The 19,102-nt window shown below is 73.7% G+C and carries 16 protein-coding genes; 3 read left to right on the top strand and 13 right to left on the bottom strand.

Features of this window, described 5'->3' with window-relative positions; translation table 11 throughout:
- The first annotated feature begins 87 nt into the window (after positions 1-87).
- A complete protein-coding gene (locus HDA41_RS12495; RefSeq protein WP_184983446.1) occupies positions 88-444 on the top strand; it encodes an STAS domain-containing protein in 357 nt (118 codons plus the stop codon).
- Entirely contained in the window at positions 441-1,394 is a 954-nt protein-coding gene (locus HDA41_RS12490) for an anti-sigma factor RsbA family regulatory protein (protein WP_184983444.1), read from the top strand. The genes HDA41_RS12495 and HDA41_RS12490 overlap by 4 nt, the downstream gene beginning before the upstream one ends.
- A 43-nt stretch (positions 1,395-1,437) precedes the next feature.
- Here HDA41_RS12490 and HDA41_RS12485 read toward each other — a convergent pair whose 3' ends face one another.
- The 4 genes from HDA41_RS12485 to HDA41_RS12470 all read right to left on the bottom strand — a co-directional run bounded on the left by HDA41_RS12485 (position 1,438) and on the right by HDA41_RS12470 (position 7,229).
- Positions 1,438-2,475 carry a rod shape-determining protein gene (locus HDA41_RS12485; RefSeq protein ID WP_184983443.1) on the bottom strand — a complete coding sequence of 346 codons (1,038 nt, stop codon included), beginning with the start codon at positions 2,473-2,475 and terminating at the stop codon, positions 1,438-1,440.
- Between the two features lie 446 nt (positions 2,476-2,921).
- Positions 2,922-4,298, bottom strand: a complete 1,377-nt coding sequence (locus HDA41_RS12480) for a carboxyl transferase domain-containing protein (protein WP_184983442.1) — start codon at positions 4,296-4,298, stop codon at positions 2,922-2,924.
- On the bottom strand, positions 4,291-5,736 hold the full coding sequence (locus tag HDA41_RS12475; protein WP_184983441.1) for an acyl-CoA synthetase: 1,446 nt from the start codon (positions 5,734-5,736) through the stop codon (positions 4,291-4,293). Before HDA41_RS12475 ends, HDA41_RS12480 begins: the two co-directional genes overlap by 8 nt.
- Positions 5,737-6,146: 410 nt before the next feature.
- A complete protein-coding gene (locus tag HDA41_RS12470) occupies positions 6,147-7,229 on the bottom strand; it encodes a MerR family transcriptional regulator (RefSeq protein ID WP_184993346.1) in 1,083 nt (360 codons plus the stop codon).
- A gap of 179 nt (positions 7,230-7,408) precedes the next feature.
- Here HDA41_RS12470 and HDA41_RS12465 point away from each other — a divergent pair, with 179 nt between their 5' ends.
- Positions 7,409-8,287: an ATP-grasp domain-containing protein gene (locus HDA41_RS12465; protein ID WP_184983440.1), complete on the top strand. Its 879-nt coding sequence runs from the start codon at positions 7,409-7,411 to the stop codon at positions 8,285-8,287.
- 69 nt (positions 8,288-8,356) lie between these two features.
- Here the strand turns inward: HDA41_RS12465 and HDA41_RS12460 are convergent, their stop codons facing one another.
- From HDA41_RS12460 to HDA41_RS12420, 9 genes are read right to left on the bottom strand one after another with little or no spacing between them, the layout of a single operon-like run.
- Positions 8,357-9,034 (bottom strand): hypothetical protein, encoded by a 678-nt coding sequence (locus HDA41_RS12460; RefSeq protein WP_184983439.1) that lies wholly within the window; start codon positions 9,032-9,034, stop codon positions 8,357-8,359.
- Entirely contained in the window at positions 9,000-9,827 is an 828-nt protein-coding gene (locus tag HDA41_RS12455; RefSeq protein WP_184983438.1) for an FkbM family methyltransferase, read from the bottom strand. Before HDA41_RS12455 ends, HDA41_RS12460 begins: the two co-directional genes overlap by 35 nt.
- Positions 9,824-10,045, bottom strand: coding sequence for a Trm112 family protein (locus HDA41_RS12450; protein WP_184983437.1), 222 nt, complete (start codon positions 10,043-10,045; stop codon positions 9,824-9,826). Before HDA41_RS12450 ends, HDA41_RS12455 begins: the two co-directional genes overlap by 4 nt.
- The gene (locus tag HDA41_RS12445) at positions 10,042-10,947 is read right to left on the bottom strand and encodes a hypothetical protein (protein WP_184993344.1); all 906 of its coding nucleotides are present in this window, start codon (positions 10,945-10,947) and stop codon (positions 10,042-10,044) included. The genes HDA41_RS12450 and HDA41_RS12445 overlap by 4 nt, the downstream gene beginning before the upstream one ends.
- Positions 10,948-10,962: 15 nt before the next feature.
- Positions 10,963-11,703, bottom strand: coding sequence for a class I SAM-dependent methyltransferase (locus tag HDA41_RS12440; RefSeq protein WP_184983435.1), 741 nt, complete (start codon positions 11,701-11,703; stop codon positions 10,963-10,965).
- Entirely contained in the window at positions 11,700-12,947 is a 1,248-nt protein-coding gene (locus tag HDA41_RS12435) for a condensation protein (protein ID WP_184983433.1), read from the bottom strand. Before HDA41_RS12435 ends, HDA41_RS12440 begins: the two co-directional genes overlap by 4 nt.
- A complete protein-coding gene (locus tag HDA41_RS12430) occupies positions 12,944-17,119 on the bottom strand; it encodes an alpha-(1->3)-arabinofuranosyltransferase (RefSeq protein ID WP_184983431.1) in 4,176 nt (1,391 codons plus the stop codon). The genes HDA41_RS12435 and HDA41_RS12430 overlap by 4 nt, the downstream gene beginning before the upstream one ends.
- Positions 17,116-17,898 carry a class I SAM-dependent methyltransferase gene (locus HDA41_RS12425; RefSeq protein ID WP_230299396.1) on the bottom strand — a complete coding sequence of 261 codons (783 nt, stop codon included), beginning with the start codon at positions 17,896-17,898 and terminating at the stop codon, positions 17,116-17,118. Before HDA41_RS12425 ends, HDA41_RS12430 begins: the two co-directional genes overlap by 4 nt.
- Entirely contained in the window at positions 17,898-19,049 is a 1,152-nt protein-coding gene (locus HDA41_RS12420; RefSeq protein WP_184983427.1) for a glycosyltransferase family 4 protein, read from the bottom strand. Before HDA41_RS12420 ends, HDA41_RS12425 begins: the two co-directional genes overlap by 1 nt.
- Positions 19,050-19,102 lie beyond the last annotated feature (53 nt).

Here is a 19,102-nt window from a genome sequence, read left to right as displayed (position 1 = left end):
CGTACGGCGTACTACACACCGTCGCGGGGAATGACCTTGTCCCGGGCGGGTACGAGCCCGGTGGTCCAGAAGTGTGGGGAGAGGGGCTTGAACACTCAGTATCGGGTGCCGGACGCCGGGTCCTGCGGTCCCGTGCCGGGCCTGGCGGTGTTCCCGCTGTCCGGGCGGCAGGGTGTCCGGGCGACGGGGGAGGTTGTCCTGACGACCCGTGCGATCTGGGAAGGCGTACTGGAGCAGGCCGTTCGCGAGGATAAGGACGTGTACTACCTTGAGTTGTCCGACGTGACGTTCGTCGACGTCGCAGGCGCGGGTGCGCTCGCGGCCGCCGCCGGGCAGCTCGGGGAAGGCCGGCGGTTCGTGGTACGACGGCCGCCGGCGGCCCTGCGGCGCACGCTGGACCTGCTGTGGCCCGGCCATGCGGGGATCGAGGTGTCGATGTCATGACCGCTACCGTGGCCGAGCCCTTCGGACCTCTTGAGCCCTTCGTCCACCCCGCGCTCTTCTACCGCGACGAGGAGGAGTACCTCGACGTCACCGTGCCCTTCGTGCGCGAGGGCCTGGCGGCCGGCGACCCCGTGGCGGTCGCGGTGCCCGGCAAGAACCTCGCGCTGATCCGCGACGCCCTCGGCGAGGCCGCCGAGGCGGTGAAGCTCCTGGACATGCGCGAGGCCGGCCGCAACCCGGGGCGGATCATCCCCGGGGTGCTACGCGCGTTCGCCGACGCCCAGCCGCCCGGACGCCGGGTGCGGATCATCGGCGAGCCCATCTGGGCCGGGCGCTCCGACACCGAGTACCCCGCCTGCGTCCAGCACGAGGCGCTCATCAACGCCGCCTTCCAGGGCCGCACGGCGACCATCCTGTGTCCGTACGACGTCGAGCAGCTCCCCGAGCAGGTCCTCGCCGACGCCTACGCCACCCACCCGACCATCATCCCCTCCGGCTCCCGGCTGGAGCAGGGCAGTGACGCGTACGCCCCCGGGGACGTCGTCGCCCGGTACAACGAGGCGCTGCCGCCCGCGCCGGACGCGCTGACGTTCGCCTTCGACTCGGACTCGCTCTCCGAGGCCCGGCACGTGGCCGTGGGGGAGGGCGCGCGGCTCGGACTCAGCGGCGTCAAGCTGGACGACCTGGCCCTCGCCATGGCCGAGCTCACCACCAACAGCGTGGTGCACGGCGGCGGTTCCGGGGTGATGCGGGTGTGGACCGAGGGCGGGTACGTGGTGTGCGAGGTGCGCGACCAGGGGCGGCTCACGGACCCTCTGGCCGGGCGCCGGCCCGCCCCCCGCGACCAGCGTGGCGGGCGCGGGCTGCTGCTGGTGAACCTCATCGCCGACCTGGTGCGGGTACACAGGGGGGACGACGGGACGACCGTGCGCTGCTGGTTCGCCCGCTGAGCGGCCCAGGGCCTGTCCGGCAGGCCCTGGCACCGCTGGTCGCTCAGGATCCCAGCGGGTCCAGCGCCAGCGGCGCGATCCTGCCCTCCAGCATCGCGCCGAGGCCCTGGACGGCGCACACGTCCGGGCGCTCGGCGATGTGCACGGGCATGCCGGTCGCCTGGCGCAGCATCTGGTCCAGGCCCGGCAGCAGCGCACTGCCGCCGACCATCATGATCCCCCGGTCGGCGAGGTCGGCGACCAGGTCGGGCGGGCAGGCCCGCAGGACCGTGCCGATGCCGTCGAGGACGGCGGTGAGCGGCGTCTGGATGGCGTCCCGCACGGCGGCGGTGTCGACCTGGACGGAGCGGGCCAGGCCGGTGGCGACGTCCCGCCCGTGGATCTCCGTGGAGGCCGGGCCGTGCGGGGTGAGCCCGTTGCCGGACAGGGCGAGCTGCAGCGGCCGTACCGACTGGCTGGGCAGCATCAGCTCGTGCTCGTGCCGCAGGTGCTGCACGATCGCGTGGTCGACGGCATCGCCGCCCACCGGAATGCGCTCGGCGGTGACGATCGAGCCGAGGGACAGCACCGCCACCTGCGTCGCCGCGGCACCGCACACCATGATCATCGTGGCCTCGGGCTGCTCCACGGGCAGTCCGCAGCCGACAGCGGCGGCGATCAGCGTGTCGACCAGCTCCACGCGGCGGGCCCCGAGTCCGACCAGCGTCTCGATGGCGGCCCGCTGGGCGAGCGGGTCGGCGTCGTGCGGGATGCAGGCCGCGGCGCGCAGGATCGGCTTGCGGCGCAGGCCGCGGCGCATCTTGTCGCCGAGCAGGTGCCGCAGCATGCGCTGCGCCATCTCGATGTCGACGACGGTGCCGCCCGAGACCGGATGCACCACCCGGATGTAGTCCGGTGTGCGGCCCGTCATCTTCTCCGCGAGTTCCCCGACCGCCATCAGCGCGCCGGTGTGGGTGTTCACGGCGGCGGCGGACGGCTGGTCGACGACGAGCCCGGCGCCCTTGACGTAGACGCGGGTGCGGGCCGCCCCCAGGTCGACGGCGAAGTGGCAGCGGCGCAACTGCTCCAGACTGGCGGTCATGGCAGGTCCTCCCGAGAGCACAGACCGTGGGAGGCCGCCAGGTGGCGGACCTCGCAGACGTGGGACCGCCGGGCGGCGGGCCTCCCTCGCATCGTGCGCGGGAGGGGACGGGGACGCCTTTCAGAGGGGGCCGGGCGGGGTGCCGCCGAACGGGGGGTTCGACCTCGGCGAGCCCGGAGAGAGCGCGCGGTGTGGTCCGAGGTGGGGACCAGGCCCTGCGGGTCGGCCAGTAGCGGGCCGTGACCTGAGTGGGCATCACCCGGCCGGTGCGCACGTCCCGGGTGCCGACCGCCGCCGTGACCATGCCGACGACCTCGCCCGTGTCGGCCGGCGTGACGGCGGCCCCGCTGAAGCCGGGGGCCAGGGGCCGGCCGCCCGGGCGGCACGGGCGGGGAGCCGGGCCGCTCCGTGAAGGTCACGTGCGAGCCGTTCCGCTCCCACCGCACTCACGGTCCCACGGTCCCGCGGATCACCCCCAGCTCCACCAGATCCTGCGGCCGGATGCGGAGCTGGTCCGCCGTCGTCTCCACCGCGCGCGGCGGTCGCTTGAGGATGGCCGCCGCGAGCTCCGGCGCGATCACCGAGAAGTAACTGTCCGGGGTGGCCCAGGTGTTGCCGGGCGCGGCCAGTGCCAGCGCGCCGCCGGAGCCGCCTTCGCCGATCACCAGCGTGGTCACCGGGGTGCGGGCGCCCGCCACCGCGGCGAACAGGTCCGCTATCGCGGCACCCGCGCCCTGCCGCTCCGCCTCGGCGTCGTTGGCGGCGCCCGGGGTGTCCACGAGGGTCAGCACCGGAATGCCCAGCCGGTCCGCGAGGCGGATCAGACGGGCGGCGGTGCGGTAGCCGGCGGGACGGGTCGCGGTCCCGGTCTGCGCGGCGTACGCGACCGTACGGCCCTCGTGCGTGCCGAAGCCGCACAGTATGCCGTCCGGGTCCGTGCCGCCGCAGCGGTCGCCGCTGATCGCGGCCCGGTCGGAGAAGTAGGCGTCCAAGTAGGCGGCGGCGCGCGGGCGCCGGGGTGAGCGGGCGCGCCGGGCGGCGTCCCAGCCGGTGGCGGGCAGGCCCGCGTCGTCGCCGAGCGCGTCGGGCGGCGGGGCCGGTGTGGTGGACGGGCGCGTCAGCAGCCGCAGCCACCGGCCCAGCGTCTCGCGCAGCTCCTCCGGCCGTACGACCGCGTCCGCCGCCCCCGCCGCGACCTGCGCCTCGGCCGTGTACGCCGCCGGGTCCGCGTCCGCCGGCCGCACCCGGGAGCCGGCGAAGCCGACCTGGGCCCCGGGCAGCGCGAGAACCACGTCGGCGCCCGCGCCCAGGGTGGCCCAGCCGCCCCCGGTGGTCGGATCGCGCACCACGGCCACCTGCGCGAGCCCCGCCTCCCTGGTGAGCGCCGACTCACGGGCCACGCGCTGGAGTTGGCTCAGGGCGAGCATGCCCTCCTGCATCCGGCTGCCACCGGTGGCGACCAGCGGCACGACCGGGAGGCGGTGCTCACGGGCGTAGGTGTACGCCGCCTCCAGCCGGTCGCCGGTGCGCTCTCCCAGGGAGCCGCCGAGGAAGCCGAACTCGAACGCGATCAGCACGGCCCGGGTGCCGCCGACGCGGGCGGTGCCGCAGATCACGGACTCCTGCTCGCCCGTGCGTTCGGAGGCGCGGGCGCGGGCGGCGTCGTAGCCGGGCCAGGCGAGCGGGCCGTCCGGCCTGCAATCCCTTATGGCGTCGGGCAGTTCGGTGAAGGTGGAGTCGTCGGCGAGGGCGTCGACGACCGCGCGGGCGGAGGGGCGCTCGGTCGTCGGGAGGCGCTCGGTCCTGGGGCGGTGCTCAGTCATGGGGCAGCGCCCGCTTCATGATCTTCCCCATGTCGTTGCGGGGCAGGGCGTCCAGGTGGTGGACGACCCGCGGGCGCTTGTGCGGGGCGAGACGCCTGGCCACGTGATCCGCCAACTCGTCGAGCGACGGCGGGGAATGGGGCTCCGCCGGGACGATCCACGCCACGATCCGCTCGCCCAGATCGGCGTCCGGTTCCCCGGTGACGGCGGCCTCCCGCACCCCGGGGTGTTCCAGGAGCGCGTTCTCGATCTCACCCGCCCCGATCTTGTAACCGCCGCTCTTGATCAGGTCGGTGGCCTTGCGGCCGACGATCCGGACATAGCCGTCGGGGTCGCGCACCGCCATGTCGCCGGTGCGGAACCAGCCGTCGGCGGTGAACGCGGCGGCGGTGGCGTCGGGCCGGTTCAGATACTCGGTGAACAGGTTCGGGCCACGCACCTGGATCTCGCCGACGGTCTCACCGTCGTACCCGGTGACCTCCGAGCCGTCCTCCTCGACCAGCCGCAGCTCCACGCCCGGCAGCGGCACACCGACCGTGCCCGGGCGGGCCTCGCCGTCGGCCCGGACGCTGGTGTTCATCAGCGTCTCCGTCATGCCGTACCGCTCGATCACCCGCCGCCCGGTCGCCGTCGCGATCCGCCCGTGGTCGTGCACGGGCAGCGCGGCGGAACCGGACACCAGCAGCCGCGCCCCGGTCAGCGCCTTCACCAGCTCCGGATCGCCGGTCACCGCCTCCGCGATCCGGTGGTACATCGTCGGCACGCCGAACAGCATGGTCGCCCCGGCGTTCAGCTCCCGGGCGACGCCCTGTGTCGTGAAGCGGCCCAGGTGCCGCACCGAGCCGCCGCGCCGCAGCGGGCCGAGGGTGCCCAGGACCAGGCCGTGCACATGGAACAGCGGCAGTCCGTGGACGAGTACGTCGTCGACGGTCCACTGCCACGCGTCGGCCAGCGCGTCCAGGGTCGAGGCGATCGCCCGGCGCGGGATGACCGCGCCCTTCGGCGGGCCGGTGGTGCCGGAGGTGTAGACGATCAGCGCCGGGTCGGACTCGTCGGCGCGGTCCTCGGGGGCCGGCCCGGTGCCGTGCACGTCTACGTCGAGGCGGGACAGATCCCGTAGGGGGGCGGGGAGTTGGTCGTCCGGTGCCGTGAGCACCAGGTCGGGGGCGCTGTCGGACAGGATGTGCCCGAGTTCGTTCTCGCCCGACTTCGGGTTGAGCGGCACGGCGGGCACGCCGGCCAGCAGCGCGGCGACGACGGCGACCGCGGTCTCCATGGTGGGCGTCGCCCAGACGGCGACCCGGCGGGCCTCCCGGATGCGCCCGGCCGTCGCACCGGCCGCGGCGGCGAGCTGCGCGTAGGTCAGGGAGCGCTCGCCGAATCGGAGGGCGGGCCGGTTGGCCGGGGCGTCGGTCAGGGCGGGGAAGAGGGAGGACATGCGTCGTACTCCTTGTCTGTCGCTGTCTCGCCACGGCAGGCACAACCACCACCCGCGGTTCTCGGCAGGGGGCCGGCCCCCTCAGGGCCGGGGGGAACGCTGACCGCCGCGCAGCGGGGCAGGGCAGCGGAATCGCCTTCAGGGTGATTCGGCGCTTCGCCGAGACCGGTCGCAAGGCGTAGGTACCTCAGGATCCGTCCGTGCTGGGACCGCCACTCGCGGTCTGCTGCGGCCTTGATGGCCTCGTGCAGGTCGTCGGGGGGCGGAGATCGAAGTTCACCATGCACCACAGTAGACCCTCCTTCCCGGTTGTCCCCGCCCCGGGCGAACAGCCCGTGCCGGAGGGACGACACCGCCCACGGCGGTCGAGCGTCCGTGAACCTCACCCCCCTGGGTCGGGAAGTCGGCTGTTACCGCCTCGCCTCCGCCACGTCTGCCACCACACAGCTCACGTTGTCGGGCCCGCCTGCCTCGTTCGCCGCGCCGACCAGGGCCTGGACCGTCTCGTCGGGGGTGGCGGGCGAGGTGAGGAGCTCCCGGATCCGGTCCTCGGGGACCACACTGGACAGGCCGTCGGAGCACAGCAGATAGCGGTCGCCCGGGTGGGTGTCGTGCAGGCGGAGGTCCGGGATCGCGGGGGTGCCGTCGCCCGTCAGGGCCTTCAGGAGGAAGGATCGCTGGGGGTGGGAGACGGCCTCCTCGGGCGTCAGACGCCCCTCGTCGATCATCGACTGGACGACCGTGTGGTCGTGGGTGATGAGGAACAGTTCGCCGTCGCGCAGCAGATAGGCGCGGGAGTCGCCGATGTGCACCAGGGCCAGCCGCGAGCCCGTCCAGAGCAGGGCGGTCAGGGTCGTGCCGATGTCGTCGGCGCCGTCGGCCACGTCCCGCACGGCCTGGGCGGCGCCCCGTACCGCGTCCTCCAGGAGGTTGAGGACCCCGCCGGCCGGGATCTCGTCCGTGTCCAGGAAGCGCAGTGCCTCCACGGCGGCGCTGCTCGCGGGCGCGCCCGCCGGTCCGAAGCCGTCGGCGACGGCGAGCAGCCGGGTGCCCGCGTACGCCGTGTCCTGGTTGGCGGGGCGGACGCGCCCGGTGTCCGAGTGGGCTGAGTAGCGCAGTTCCAGCATGGCGGTATCCTTTCCGGACTCTCGCGAGTCCGCTGTCAGGTGATCGACCAGGAACGCGGCGAGGTCCCGCCGTACCGCCGTCTCCGCCTCGACACGCGCCCAGTAGGCGCGGATCTCCAGGGCGGCGGCCGTGGAGTCGCGGTCGTGCAGCCGGCACACCTGGCGGATCTCGGCCAGCGGCATGCCGAGCCGCCGCAGCCACGCCACCAGCCGGGCCTGCACCAACTGCCCGACCGCGTAGTACCGGTAACCGGTGTCCGGGTCCACCCGGGCGGGCCGCAGCAGGTCCAGCTCGTCGTAGAGGCGCAGTGCCTTCGGCGAGAGCCGGCACGCCTTCGCGAACGCGCCGATCGTCAGCATGTCCATGCGATTGCCGTGCGATATGTCCATGCGATCCCCTGCGCTCCGCGCGTTCCTCGCGCTCCCTCGTTCCGCCACCGATGCTGGGGCTTCACCGAAGGTGAAGGTCAATCAGGGTGTCGCGGTTCCGGGCGGGATTGTTAGCCTGCGCCGGAATCGATCGTTCGTCCGAGAATGGAGTCCCTGTGGCCGGCACCCCGCGTATAGCGCTCGTCACCTACGACCCCGGTGGCGTCGAGAGCAGGGACCGGGACCTGCCGGTGCTGGTGGACGCGCTGCGGGAGGCCGGGGCCGAGGCCGCCGCCGTCCACTGGGACGACCCGTCGGTCGACTGGGCCGGCTTCGACCTGGCCCTCATACGCTCCACCTGGGACTACAGCTGGCGGGCCGAGGAGTTCGCGGCGTGGGCCGAGCGGTGCGGGAAGGTGACGCGGCTGGCCAACCCGGTGGACGTCGTGCGGTGGAACGCCGACAAGAGGTATCTGGGCCGGCTCGCGGAGGCCGGGGTGCCCGCCGTGCCGACCCGCTACTTCGCGCCCGGCGACCCCGTCGAGCTGCCCGCCGACCGCGAGTACGTCGTGAAACCCACCTCGGGGGCAGGGGCCCGGTACGCCGCGCGCTACCCGGCCGGGGAGCGGGACGCCGCCGTGCGCCAGGCCGAGCGGATGCACGCCGAGGGCTTCACCGTCATGCTCCAGCCCTACCTGACCAGCATCGACACGCACGGCGAGCGGGCCCTGCAGTTCTTCGGCGGACGTCTGCTGCACGCCAGCCGCAAGGGCTCCGTCCTCGCGCCGGGCACACCGTACGACGCCGACAAGGTCGCCCATCCCGACCTCCGGCCCTGGGAGCCGACCGCCGCCGAACTCGACGTGGCCCGGCGGGCACTGGCCGCCGTACCCGGACAGCCGGAACTGCTGTACGCGCGCGTGGACCTCGTCACCGGGCCGGACGGGGAGCCGTGCGTGATGGAACTGGAGCTGATCGAGCCGAACCTGTTCCTGTGGCTGCACCCGCAGTCCGTACCGAGGGTGGTCGAGGCGGTCCTGGCCGCCGCCGGCTGACCACACCGGGCGCCGCCGGAGCAGAGGCGACGCCCAGTTCCTCCCGGCCCTCGACCGCGTCGGAGCGCCTCAGTCCTGACGGCCGGTGACGGCCACTCGCTGCACCAGCCCCCACGTGAACTCGGCCACGACCTCCCACCGCACCCCCCGCGCGTCCGGCGCGGTGAACGCCAGCCCTGGGGGTACCCCCACGCCGTTCAGGCAGTGGGGGAGGGTCGGGGCCGTGCCCTCCAGGGGACGGGCCGGGGTGAAGGCGCGGGCCGCCTCGTCGACCGTGCAGGACCAGGGCGTGAGGTCGTCGAGCGTGCGCAGCCCGGGCCCCTCGGCGCCCGGGGCGCGGACCAGCCACTCGTTCCACACCGCGCCGTTCGGGGCGGTCAGGACCTCGAAGCGCAGGCCGGGCCAGAGGGGGCCGGGCCAGAGCCACGCCTCGCAGTCGAGGTCGCCGATCCGGCGGGCGGACCGGGACTCGGGTTCGCCCAGCACCGATCGGATGGGGGTACCCCCTGTTCGAGCGGAGCCGAGAACTTGGGGGAGGGACAGGGGCGCCCGGGACCGCGGGGAGCGGACCATCGCCTGCCAGCGCTTGTTGGCCTCGCGCATGTCCGCCAGGGAGACCCCCAGCTCGTGACGGGCGTCCTCCACCAGATCCGGATTGTGGTCGGCCATGCGGCGCAGCAGCACCAGCTGGAAGTCGAGCGGTGTGAAGGGACTAGCGGGGCGCTTTCCGGAGGGCATGGGAACCATCGTCGCCCACCGGCGCGGTGCCCGGGCGGCGGCCGTCCGGGAGGAAGAGGACCGAGTTGACGTAGCGCGGGCCGCGCAGGACGTCGGACGGCAGGACGCGGCGCAGCAGGCCGTGCGAGACCACGTAGGAGGCGTCCGCCTGGTGCGCCTCCAGGGGGAACTTCGCCAGCGGCACCCACCGGTCGCCGGGCAGGACCCAGCCCTCGTAGCCCAGCAGGGACAGGTACGTCACCACCGGGCTGATCGGCTGGATGCGGGACTCCAGCTCCACGAACAGGGCCGGGCGGTCGCGGGCCAGCAGGCCCGTCGCGCCCCGCAGCACCGCCGGCTCGTTGCCGTCCACGTCGATCTTGATGAAGCCGACGTTCCGCAGGCCCAGCTCGTCCAGCGTGACGCAGGGGACGTCCAGCGCCCGGCCGTGGATGTCACGCCGCACCAGCGACGACACGCCCCGGTCGCCCGAGTCGTCCGGCGGCAGCCACAGGCGGGCGATGCCCGGGCGGTCCGAGGCCGCGGCACGGATCACCCGTACGTTCGGCGGGACGGCGGCGGCCAGCAGGCGGGCCAGATGGGGCACCGGTTCGATCGTCACGACGTGCTCGGCCAGGCCGGACAGCCGGTGCGTCCAGGGCCCGTACCAGCCGCCGACGTCCACCGCCGTACCGCAGTCCGGCGGGCACAGCTCGGCGAGCCGGGCCAGCTCCGGTTCGAACCGGGGGTAGAGCGCCCGGGCCGTCGCGGCCACCAGACGGGTGGGCAGGAGGGGAGCGAGGCGGGCTGCCAGGCTGGTCATGGGGCCATCCTCTGGAGAAGTTCCTCGTGTTCGTCGTCCGGGACCTGCTCGCCCGAGGACGGCAGGAGCTGCGGAATGCCGTCGACGATCGGATAGCGGCGGCGCAACCGCGGGTTGTACAGCGCCTCCTCCTGCCCGGTCTCCTCGGCCAGCAGATGCAGCGGGCCTTTGTCGAGCGGGCAGGCAAGGATCTTCAGCAGCGGGTCGTCGGGCTTCATGGGGAGGCCAACTCCTTGGCTGGTGCGGTGGGTTGGGGAGCAGGGTCGTGCTTCGGCATGGTCAGCAGTACGGCGACCGCCAGGGCCGTGCCCGCCACCCGCAGCGAGAGCCGCAGCGGCTCGTCCGGCAGGGCCTCGCCGAACGACAGCGTGCCGAGCACCGCCGTGAACAGGGACGTCACGGTCGTGCACACCGGCACGATCAGCGAGGCCCGGCAGCGCTGGAGCGCCGCCTGCGACATCACCAGGCCGAACACACCGGTGAACAACAGCAGATACGGATACGGGGAGCTCAGCAGGTCCAGCACCGCACCGCCGATCCCGCTGGTCGTCAGATGGCTCGACACGCCCTTGATGGCCAGCGAACTCACGCCGTACAGCAGCCCCACGGCCACCCCGTACTCGACGCCGGTCGTCGGCCGCCGGTGCCGGTTGCGGGCCCGCCGCTCGGCGGAGCCGTACAGCCACAGCCCGGCCGCCAGTGACGGCACGCACACCAGCAGGATCAACTGGTACGGCGCCTCCTGGCTGACGGTGTCCGAGCCCTCGCGCAGCGACAGCACCACCATCAGCAGCGCGAGCAGGATCGCACCCAGCGCGTACCGCTCCCGGCCGCTCGTCTCCTCCCCGAGCAGCCGGGCCGACAGCAGCACGAGCAGCACCAGGCCGGAGACGAAGATGCCCTGCGCGGCGGCGATCGGGAGGGTGCGGTAGACGACGAGCTGCGCGGCGAAACCGGCGGCCAGGGCGAGGGAGCCGCCGATCCACAGAGGGCTGCCGAGGACGAGGCGCAACAGCCGGGCCGGCTGCCGGATGCTCACCTCGGGCAGCGAGGTGAGCGCCCGTTTCTCCAGCACGAAGCCCAGGCTGTACAAGGTGTTCGCCAGCAGGGCCGCGGCCACTCCCCACCACATGGGCTACGTCCTCCTGGCGTGCAGCAGCAGGATCGACGCCAGCTGCGGCCGGGCACAGGCCAGCCGGTCCAGCGGCCGCAGCGGGCGCGGTACGCCGTGGAAGGGAGCGCCTTCGAGCGTCACGACCGTGAACCCGGAGGCGGCGACGAACTCCCGCAGCGCGCGGGCGGTGTAGAGGCGCAGATGTCCTACGACCTCCTTCCCGGGGCGGCCGTGGATGCCGCGCAGGCTGACCTCCGAGAAGACCGGCTGGACGCCGGCGAGCAGCAACGCGCGGTTGTACCAGGCGGCCAGGTTCGGCGTGGACAGCATCAGATGCCCGCCGGGCCGCAGGATCCTGCGGATCTCGTCGAGCGCCGCGTCCGGGTCGACGAGATGCTCGATCACCTCGCTGAACAGCACGGCGTCGGCCGACTCCGGCGCGAACGGCAGCCCACCGCCAGTGAGTTCGCCGCGGACCGCGTACGGGATGCGGGTGCGGGCGCGCCTGAGGGCGTCCTGGGACCAGTCGACGCCGATGACGTGGTGGCCGGGCAGGAGCGGGGCGGCGGTGGCGGCGGCGGTGCCGTCTCCGCAGCCGATGTCGAGGATCGTCCGCGGCTCGGGGTCCGCCGGGCCGAGTGCCCCGGCCAGCATGCGGGCCTGGCGGATGCTGCGCGGGGTGCCGGAGGCGACGGGGACGGCCGGGTTCTCGTAGAAGTCGCGCAGGTCGCGGGGCGGGGACGCCGGGGTGGTCGTCGTCACGGGGTCACCTCCGTGGTGTGCAGATAGTGCTCGAACAGGTCGCGGAGGTGAGCGCCGTCGCCGTGGCTGAGCAGGGCCCGGGACCAGCGCAGGGCCAGGTGGAGGCGGCCGGCGGTGGAGGCGGTGGTCACGGTGAGGCCGCGCGGCATCCGGGCCGGCGCCGAGAACCACACCGCGTGCGCGCGGCCCGTCTCCTCGCCGAAGTCCAGGGGGTACGGGATGCGGCCGATGTTGCTGAGCAGCGTGGTCGACGTCCAGGGCGCGGCGGCCCGGCGCAGGGCGCGGGTCAGGGCGGCGCGGGCGGCGACGGGGGCCCAGGGGGCGGTGAGGAGGGCGGCGCCGTGGCCCAGTTGGGGGCGGGGGAGGGACTTCAGTGTGCGAGTGCGCTCCGCGGTGCGCCGGAGGAGGGCGGACATGTCCGGGTGGTCCAACTCGGCTGCTACGAAGGGGACTTCCACCAGCCGGGTGCCGTTGCCGATGGGCATCGTGGTGTCACGGGGGCGGTCGTCCACGGGCATGGTGATGCGCAGGGCGCGGGGACGGGCGCCGTGTTCCCTGTTCCAGTGGGCGATGGTCAGGGCCGTGGTGACCATGAGCTGGTCGTTGACGGTGTAGGGGGAGCCCTTGGGGCGGTGGGGGAGGGGGAGTTCGGTGACGAGCATGCCGTTGCCGGGGGAGGGGTCGGGCTTGCCCGGCGCTACCCGTGCGGGGGGTGACCAGGTGGCCGGGATGTCCGGGGGCTCCTGGAGGGCTAGGTCCCTACGGGGCGGGGGTGCCGCGGGGGAGTTGTCCCTGCCTCCGTACAACTCGGCCGCGGTGGCCAGGATCCGGAGGCAGGCCGGGCCGTCGAGGGCGGTGTGGTTGATGGTGAGGAACAGGACTGAGCCCACTGCCTCAAGCCGTATCGGTGGGGACACCGACAGGGGTGGTGCCACGGTCAGGGCGCGTGTCCTGGCGTCCTGGAGCGCGCGTGGGCCTGTCGGCGTGAAGGTGACGACCTCCGTGTCCGGCTCGTCCGTCAGCTCCCACGCGTAGCGGCGCCGGTACCACGGCCCTTTCGCCTCCCGCATCAGGATGCGTGGATGCCGGTGCAGGGCCTCCGTGAAGGCCTTGCGCAGGCGGGACCGGTCGACGGGCCCGGGGAGGTGGACCTCGATGTGGACCGTCTCCGGTTCCTCCTCCTGGAGGCAGTGCCGGGACACCTCGTCCACCACCGGGAACGGGACGCGTACCGGTGTCGTCATGCGGGCTCGCCCTTCCCCGTGTCCGCGGTCCTGGGCAGTCGCTGCGTCGGTGCCTCCGAGGAGGGCCCTTCGCGCAGACTCACCAGGCCGGCGAACAGCCCGACCAGCGCCAGCAGTTGGGCCGTACGGCTGAACGCGCCCTCACCCGCGCCCACCGGCACCCCGGCCCCGATCGCGGCAACCACCCCCGCTCCCGCCAGCGCCACGAACGCGATCGGCACCAGCAGCGCGTGCCGTCGGGCCGCGAGCAACGTCAGCGCCGGGACCAGCAGCGCGAGCCACCCCGCGATCACCACTCCGACCAGCGTCAGCGCCACCGTGCCGAGCCACAGGCCGGGCAGCGGCGGGGCCGGTTGCGGTGCGTCGGGGTTGGGGGCGTTGCGGCGCCAGAGCGCCAGGCCCAGCAGCACCGCGATGCCGACGCCGCTGCCGATCAGCCCGGCGTCGTACGTGGTGGCCGGTTCGTAGGACAGTTTGACCGTGCCGCCCGCCCCGGCCGGGATCCGCCAGCCCTGCTGCCAGCCGTCCAGCCGCAGCGGGGTGAGCTCCTTGCCGTTCAGGGTGGCCTTCCAGCCGTCGTTGAAGTTCTCGTACGTCGTCAGGTACGAGGCCGCGCCCGAGCCGACCGTCACCTCGCGCCGGTCGCCCAGCCAGTCCCGGACGCGCAGCTCACGTCCGGCCGCGGCGGCCTCCGGGACCGTCCCGCGGGTCAGGGTGACGTCCGTCAGCGCGAGGGGTCCGGCGTCGCCGCCCTCCAGCCGGTGGTCGCCCGAGGACAGCCGCACCTCGCCGTCGTTCCGGCCCCCCTGGCAGAGCGTCACCTCGACGGACCGCCGCTCCACCAGGTCACGCACGGTGCCCTTCGCGCCCGTCTGGTAGAGCTCGCCGTCCAGCGCCACGTCGGGGCCCTTGCCGCACGGCAGGGAGAACTTCCGGGTGCCGTCCGGCTGCGGGGTGCGGTACTGGTCGAGGGAGGGGATGTACGCCTCCGTGAGGCCCACCGGGAGGCGCAGCTTCTCGTCGGCGACCGGGTTGTGCAGGGTCAGCGGGGCGGTCTCGGTGATCGTGACGTCGAGCCGGTCGGTGGTGATCGGCGGGAAGCGGACCCAGCCGTTCTCGTCGACGCCGGCGATCGCCGCGCCGTCCGGGGAGCTGATGTGCACCTGGGAGGCGCGGGTGGACAGGCCGCCCGCGGGCGCCAGGACCAGTTCGCCGACCGGCTGCTTGCCCTCCCAGCTCAGGTGGATCGTCGGCCGGTCGCCCGCGATCCACGCCGTCGTCAGGTCGCCGTCGGTGAGGTTGCGGGCCGCGAGGCCCGCGCCGAGGCTCGCCGTGGAGTCGGCGGTGGCGACGATCCTGGACTGCTGCTCGGGCGCGACCTCGTACAGCAGCCGGTCGAGTGCCTCACCCGCCACCGGCACCGCGCTCGCCGTCACCTCGTACGTCCCGGAGGCCGGTGTCGTGAAGCGGCGGTGCAGGCCGGCCTCGGTGCCGGTCGGAGAGAGGCCGGTCGGGTCGGAGGCCCGGTGCAGAGAGACCACCGTGGCGTCCGATGTCGCGTCGTCCGCGTCCGTCGGGAGCCGCAGCAGCCGGGTGACCTGCACGTCCGGCAGGTCGATCTCGGAGAAGCCCGCGCCGGTGAGGCCGGCCCGGCGCTCCACCGAGTCCACGATCGTCAGCTTCATCCACCGCGTGCCGCCCTCGGGCGCCTTGACGCTCTGCGCCGTGCCGTTCGGCCGGAGGATGCTCGTCCGCTCGCCCTTCTCCGTCTCCACCCGCACCTTCGTCGCAGCCGCCCGCACGCTCTCCTGCGGCAGCGGCGTGACCTTGAAGGTGGACGGCATGTCGTAGGAGCCGGTGAAGCCGATGCGCAGCCACTGCCCGTCCGGCGTGTCCGGCGAGCCCTCCGCCCACGCGGTGTCCGGGTTGCCGTCGAAGGCGTTCACCGGGTCGTACTGCGGCAGATGGAACAGCCAGTTGCCGTACGAGGAGGCCGTCACCGAGCGGGCGCCACGCAGTTCGGCCACCGTCTGGTGGTCGGCGCCCTCGGTCGGCAGGATCTGGCGCGGCTTCTCGCCCGGGTCCTGCTGGGCGCCGGGCGCGTTGCGCTCGTCGCGCGTGTACGTGTACGACGTACCGGCGTTGACCACGCCGAACCGGGTGTCGGCGCGCCGCATCCCGTCGCCCACCACCTGCACCGCCGGGGTGCCGAGCCCCGGGTGGTGGTCACCGGTCAGGACGGTCGCCCGCCCGCGCAGGCGCGACGCCAGCGGCAGCAGAGCCTCCGGGCCGCCGGACACCACGGCCGTGTCGGAGACCGGCATGAGTCCCGCCTGCCCGGGCCGGACCACGTCCTGGCCGGCCGGCCGGTAGATCTCCACCGCCCGCTGCCGCGCGTACAGTCCCTCGACCTGGAGTGGGGCGTCCTGCGCGATCCGGCCGCCGGTCATGACCGGTCCGAGTCCCGTCACCCGCTCGTACCCCGACTGTTCGAGGGTGCGCTTGACGGTCGAGGTCGGCACGTAGCCGATCTGGTCCGGGTCGAGATCGTTGCGTACGACGACGTAGTACAGCCCGGCCCGGCTCAAGTAGTCGGCGAGCCCCGGGACTTCGGCGCCGGACAGCAGTGCCTGCTCGACGGCGTCCATCGCGCGCCGGTTGCCGGGTGTGCCGAACGGTACGTAGTCGCGCTGCGCCCACCGCGACTCGGCGAGCACGTCGAGCGGCTGGTCGACGGGCGAGCCCCAGGTGTAGACGCCGTGGGCGGTCGCCGGGACGACCAGGGCGCGCGAGTCGGGCGAGTACTTCTCCAGCCAGTCGGCCGTGGCCTGCCAGTAGGCGGGGAGCTTCTGGAAGGAACCCGGGTTCAGGATCGAGCCGTTGAGGTACGGCCACAGCAGCCCGGGCAGGATCAGCACCGCCGCGATCAGCGGGGCGAAGCGCCGGCCGCGCACCGGGCGGGCCCCGCGCGGCTCGGCGGCCACACCCACCAGATGGGCCAGGCCCAGCACGAACGCCAGCGCCAGGCCCGTCTGGAACTTGTAGATGTTCCGGAACGGCGACAGCCAGCCGTCCAGCCAGCCCTGCACGACCCCGTGGAACGGCGCCCCGAACGCGCCGCCGTACCCGGCGAGCAGTACCAGCGCCGCCACGAGCACCGTCAGTACGAGCCACCGCCGCTCGGGCATGTCCCGCCGGGCGAGCCCGGCGAGACCGAGCCCGGCCGCGAGCGCCGAGCACACGATCACGACGACGGAGGAGGCCACGGCCCACCCCGCGGGCAGCCACGCCTCACCGAAGTGCAGATAGGCGACCCAGTTGCCGGCACCGCGCAGCGCCTCGGTCGCCGCCATGGTGTCCGTCGTCGTCTGCGACGTCTCTATGTAGGGCAGGAAGTTCTCGCCGTAGACCCCGAGCAGCAGCAGCGGCACCCACCACCAGGCCGTCACGACGATCACGGCCGGAGCCCACCAGGCGATCAGCTTGCGCTGCCGCGGCCCGGACGGCCGGGACAGCAGGTACAGCCCGACCGGCAGCAGGGACGCCAGCGTCGCCGAGGCGTTCACGCCGCCCATGAACGGCACGAGCAGCGCCGACCGCAGGGCCGCGACCCGGGCGGCGTACCGCTCGTTCGTCAGCGGCAGCAGCACCCACGGCAGGAACGCGCCGGGCAGCGCGGCGGCCGACGTCGACCCGATGACGGTGGTGAACACCGGCCACAGCGCGTACGCCACGGCCCCCAGCAGCCGGGAGGCACCACTGCCCACCCGCAGCCGCTCGGCCAGCCGCAGCGCACCCCAGAAGGCGACGGACACGATCAGCGACATCCACAGCCGCTCCGCCAGCCACACCGGCAGCTGTACGAGGTCGCACAGCCAGTAGAACGGCAGCATCGGCCACAGATAGCCGACGTACTGGTCCTGGATCCCGCCGAACCCGGCCCGGTCGTGCCACAACTGCCCCAGGTCGGCGAGGAACTGGCCCGGGTCGACCGTCACCCCGAGCTTGGTGTCGAACGTCTGGCGTCCCGGCCGCACCGCCAGGAACAGCACGAACACCACGGCCCAGAAACCCAGCAGCCAGCGCCGCGACCTCGGGCCCTCGGGGGGACCCGCCGCGGTCGCGGTGGTGGGGACGGCTGCCGGTGGAGGAGCCTGGACCGTGGTTGTCATAGAGGACACCGCCGCAGGATGAGGAGAAGGTTCCAGGTGGCGAACTCGCGGATGCCGGGCGCCTTGACGACGGTCTCCGCGAGGAACGGCCAGTAGCGGGAGCGCGCCGAGACGACCGTGACGTCGTCCCGGGCACGCACCTGCCGCAGGGTGGATCCGATGTGCACCGCGAAGAGGTTCTCGCCGAGCGTGTGCTTGGCGGGCCTGCCGGTCCGCCGCAGATAGCGGGCCCGGGCCCGCTCGGCACCGAAGTAGTGCCACGGGGCCCACTCGTGCCCGCCCCACGGCGACAGCCAGTTGGTGAACGACACGTAGATCAGCCCGCCCGGCCGTGTCACCCGGGCCAGCTCACTCAGGAACGTCTCCGGGTCGGCCACGTGCTCCAGCACGTTGGAGGAGAACGTGACGTCCGCGACGCCGTCCCGCAGGGGCAGCAGGTATCCGTCGGCGACGACGGCGGAGTCGGGGGGTTTCTCGCCGAGCTCGGCCGGGTCCGGCTCGAAGAGGAACGCCTGCGCCCCGCGCCGCCGGAACTCCTCGGTGAAGTATCCGCTGCCGCCGCCGACGTCGACGACGGTACGCCCGGCGACGGGCCCGTCGTAGGCCTCGACCTGGTCTGCGGCGTCCCGGGCGAGCAGCGAGTAGCAGCTCTCGGGATCGTCCTGTTCGTGGAGGAAGGCACGGAACAGGGCGAGAGACCGGCGCAAGGAGGGGTCGCTCCCATGGGGGCGCGCGGCTGTGACAGGTGCGGCTCCGCCGCGTGGGCGCTCGGGTGGCATCACGGGGCCCAGCCCCTCACCGCCTCCGCGGCCACCGCCCGAAACTGCCGCACAGTCCGGTCCCACCGGAACTGCGCCGCCCGCTCCCGGGCCGCCTTGCCCATCAGCTCCCGCCGCGACCCGGACAGGCCGAGCGCACACCAGGCGGCGGCGAACGAGGACTCGCCGCGCGCGAGGACTCCGGTCTCACCGTCCACCACGGAGTCCTTGAGCCCCGGCACGTCGAAGGCCACGGTCGGCGTCTCCCGCGCCGCCGCCTCCGTCACGACCAGACCCCACCCCTCCACGGCGGAAGGGTGCAGCAGCAACCAGGCCGCGCACAGCAGCCGGTGCTTCTCGGCCTCCGAGACATAGCCGGTGAACTCCACACCGGGCCCGGCGAGTTGTTCCAGTCTTCCGCGCTCGGGGCCGTCCCCGACGATGACCAGCCGCCCGCCGGTGACGGGCCGCACCCGCTCCCACAACCGCAGCAGCAGATCGATCCGCTTGTACTCGACGAGCCGGCCGACGGCGACGAACAACGGCTCGGGGGAGCGCTCGGCCCGCGGCGCCGGCTCCTCGACGCCGTTGTGCACGACCCGGATACGGTCCCGCTCGACGCCGATCGCGCGCAGGGCGTGGGCGGTGGAGGAGGAGACCGCGACCAGCAGACTCCGCTGCTGCGCCCCGGTCAGGGCCCAGTGTTCGAGTCTTCGGCCGATCCGCGCGGCCGGCGCCAGCGGCCCGCCGAAGCGCATCTTCCACAGGTCGGTGTGGACGTGGTTGACCAGGCACAGCGTGGGCCCGGAGTGCCACAGCGGCGCCAGGTACGGCATGCCGTTGCACACCTCGACCAGCAGGTCGCAGTCGCCGACCTGGCGGGCGAAGGCCGACCGGGCGCGCAGGTAGTGCCCGTAGGGGCCGCCCGCCGACACGACCCGGTAGTCCCGGAAGGCCGCGGGGCCCCCGCAGAGCAGGGTCACCTGGTGGCCGAGCCGGGTCAGGCCGTCGGCGAGCTTGTCGACCAGCAGCTCGGAGCCGCCGGCGGACGGGTTGTCCAGATCTCGATGGGCCAGAAAGACGATCCGGCGCGGATGTGGGGGAAGCGCCGGAGGGCGCTGCGGCGCGCTGGGGGACGCGGCACGCAGCTGGGACGGCACGTGCTGGGGCATGGGTGCTCCAACTCGTCTCGGGGTGCGGAACTCAGCGTGGGGGCAGGTCTGGC

Origin of the sequence: Streptomyces caelestis (genome assembly GCF_014205255.1) — a bacterium.
In the GTDB taxonomy this organism is placed as follows: domain Bacteria; phylum Actinomycetota; class Actinomycetes; order Streptomycetales; family Streptomycetaceae; genus Streptomyces; species Streptomyces caelestis.
This window is presented reverse-complemented; position numbering and strand designations above follow the sequence as displayed.

Excerpts from the sequence above, each read along its gene's own strand:
- HDA41_RS12425 (WP_230299396.1), bottom strand. The coding sequence starts at position 17,898 with ATGCCACCCGAGCGCCCACGCGGCGGAGCCGCACCTGTCACAGCCGCG.
- HDA41_RS12455 (WP_184983438.1), bottom strand. The coding sequence starts at position 9,827 with ATGACCAGCCTGGCAGCCCGCCTCGCTCCCCTCCTGCCCACCCGTCTG.
- HDA41_RS12435 (WP_184983433.1), bottom strand. The coding sequence starts at position 12,947 with ATGACGACACCGGTACGCGTCCCGTTCCCGGTGGTGGACGAGGTGTCC.
- HDA41_RS12475 (WP_184983441.1), bottom strand. The coding sequence starts at position 5,736 with ATGTCCTCCCTCTTCCCCGCCCTGACCGACGCCCCGGCCAACCGGCCC.
- HDA41_RS12460 (WP_184983439.1), bottom strand. The coding sequence starts at position 9,034 with ATGGTTCCCATGCCCTCCGGAAAGCGCCCCGCTAGTCCCTTCACACCG.
- HDA41_RS12485 (WP_184983443.1), bottom strand. The coding sequence starts at position 2,475 with ATGACCGCCAGTCTGGAGCAGTTGCGCCGCTGCCACTTCGCCGTCGAC.
- HDA41_RS12420 (WP_184983427.1), bottom strand. The coding sequence starts at position 19,049 with ATGCCCCAGCACGTGCCGTCCCAGCTGCGTGCCGCGTCCCCCAGCGCG.
- HDA41_RS12430 (WP_184983431.1), bottom strand. The coding sequence starts at position 17,119 with ATGACAACCACGGTCCAGGCTCCTCCACCGGCAGCCGTCCCCACCACC.
- HDA41_RS12470 (WP_184993346.1), bottom strand. The coding sequence starts at position 7,229 with ATGGACATGCTGACGATCGGCGCGTTCGCGAAGGCGTGCCGGCTCTCG.
- HDA41_RS12480 (WP_184983442.1), bottom strand. The coding sequence starts at position 4,298 with ATGACTGAGCACCGCCCCAGGACCGAGCGCCTCCCGACGACCGAGCGC.
- HDA41_RS12450 (WP_184983437.1), bottom strand. The coding sequence starts at position 10,045 with ATGAAGCCCGACGACCCGCTGCTGAAGATCCTTGCCTGCCCGCTCGAC.
- HDA41_RS12490 (WP_184983444.1), top strand. The coding sequence starts at position 441 with ATGACCGCTACCGTGGCCGAGCCCTTCGGACCTCTTGAGCCCTTCGTC.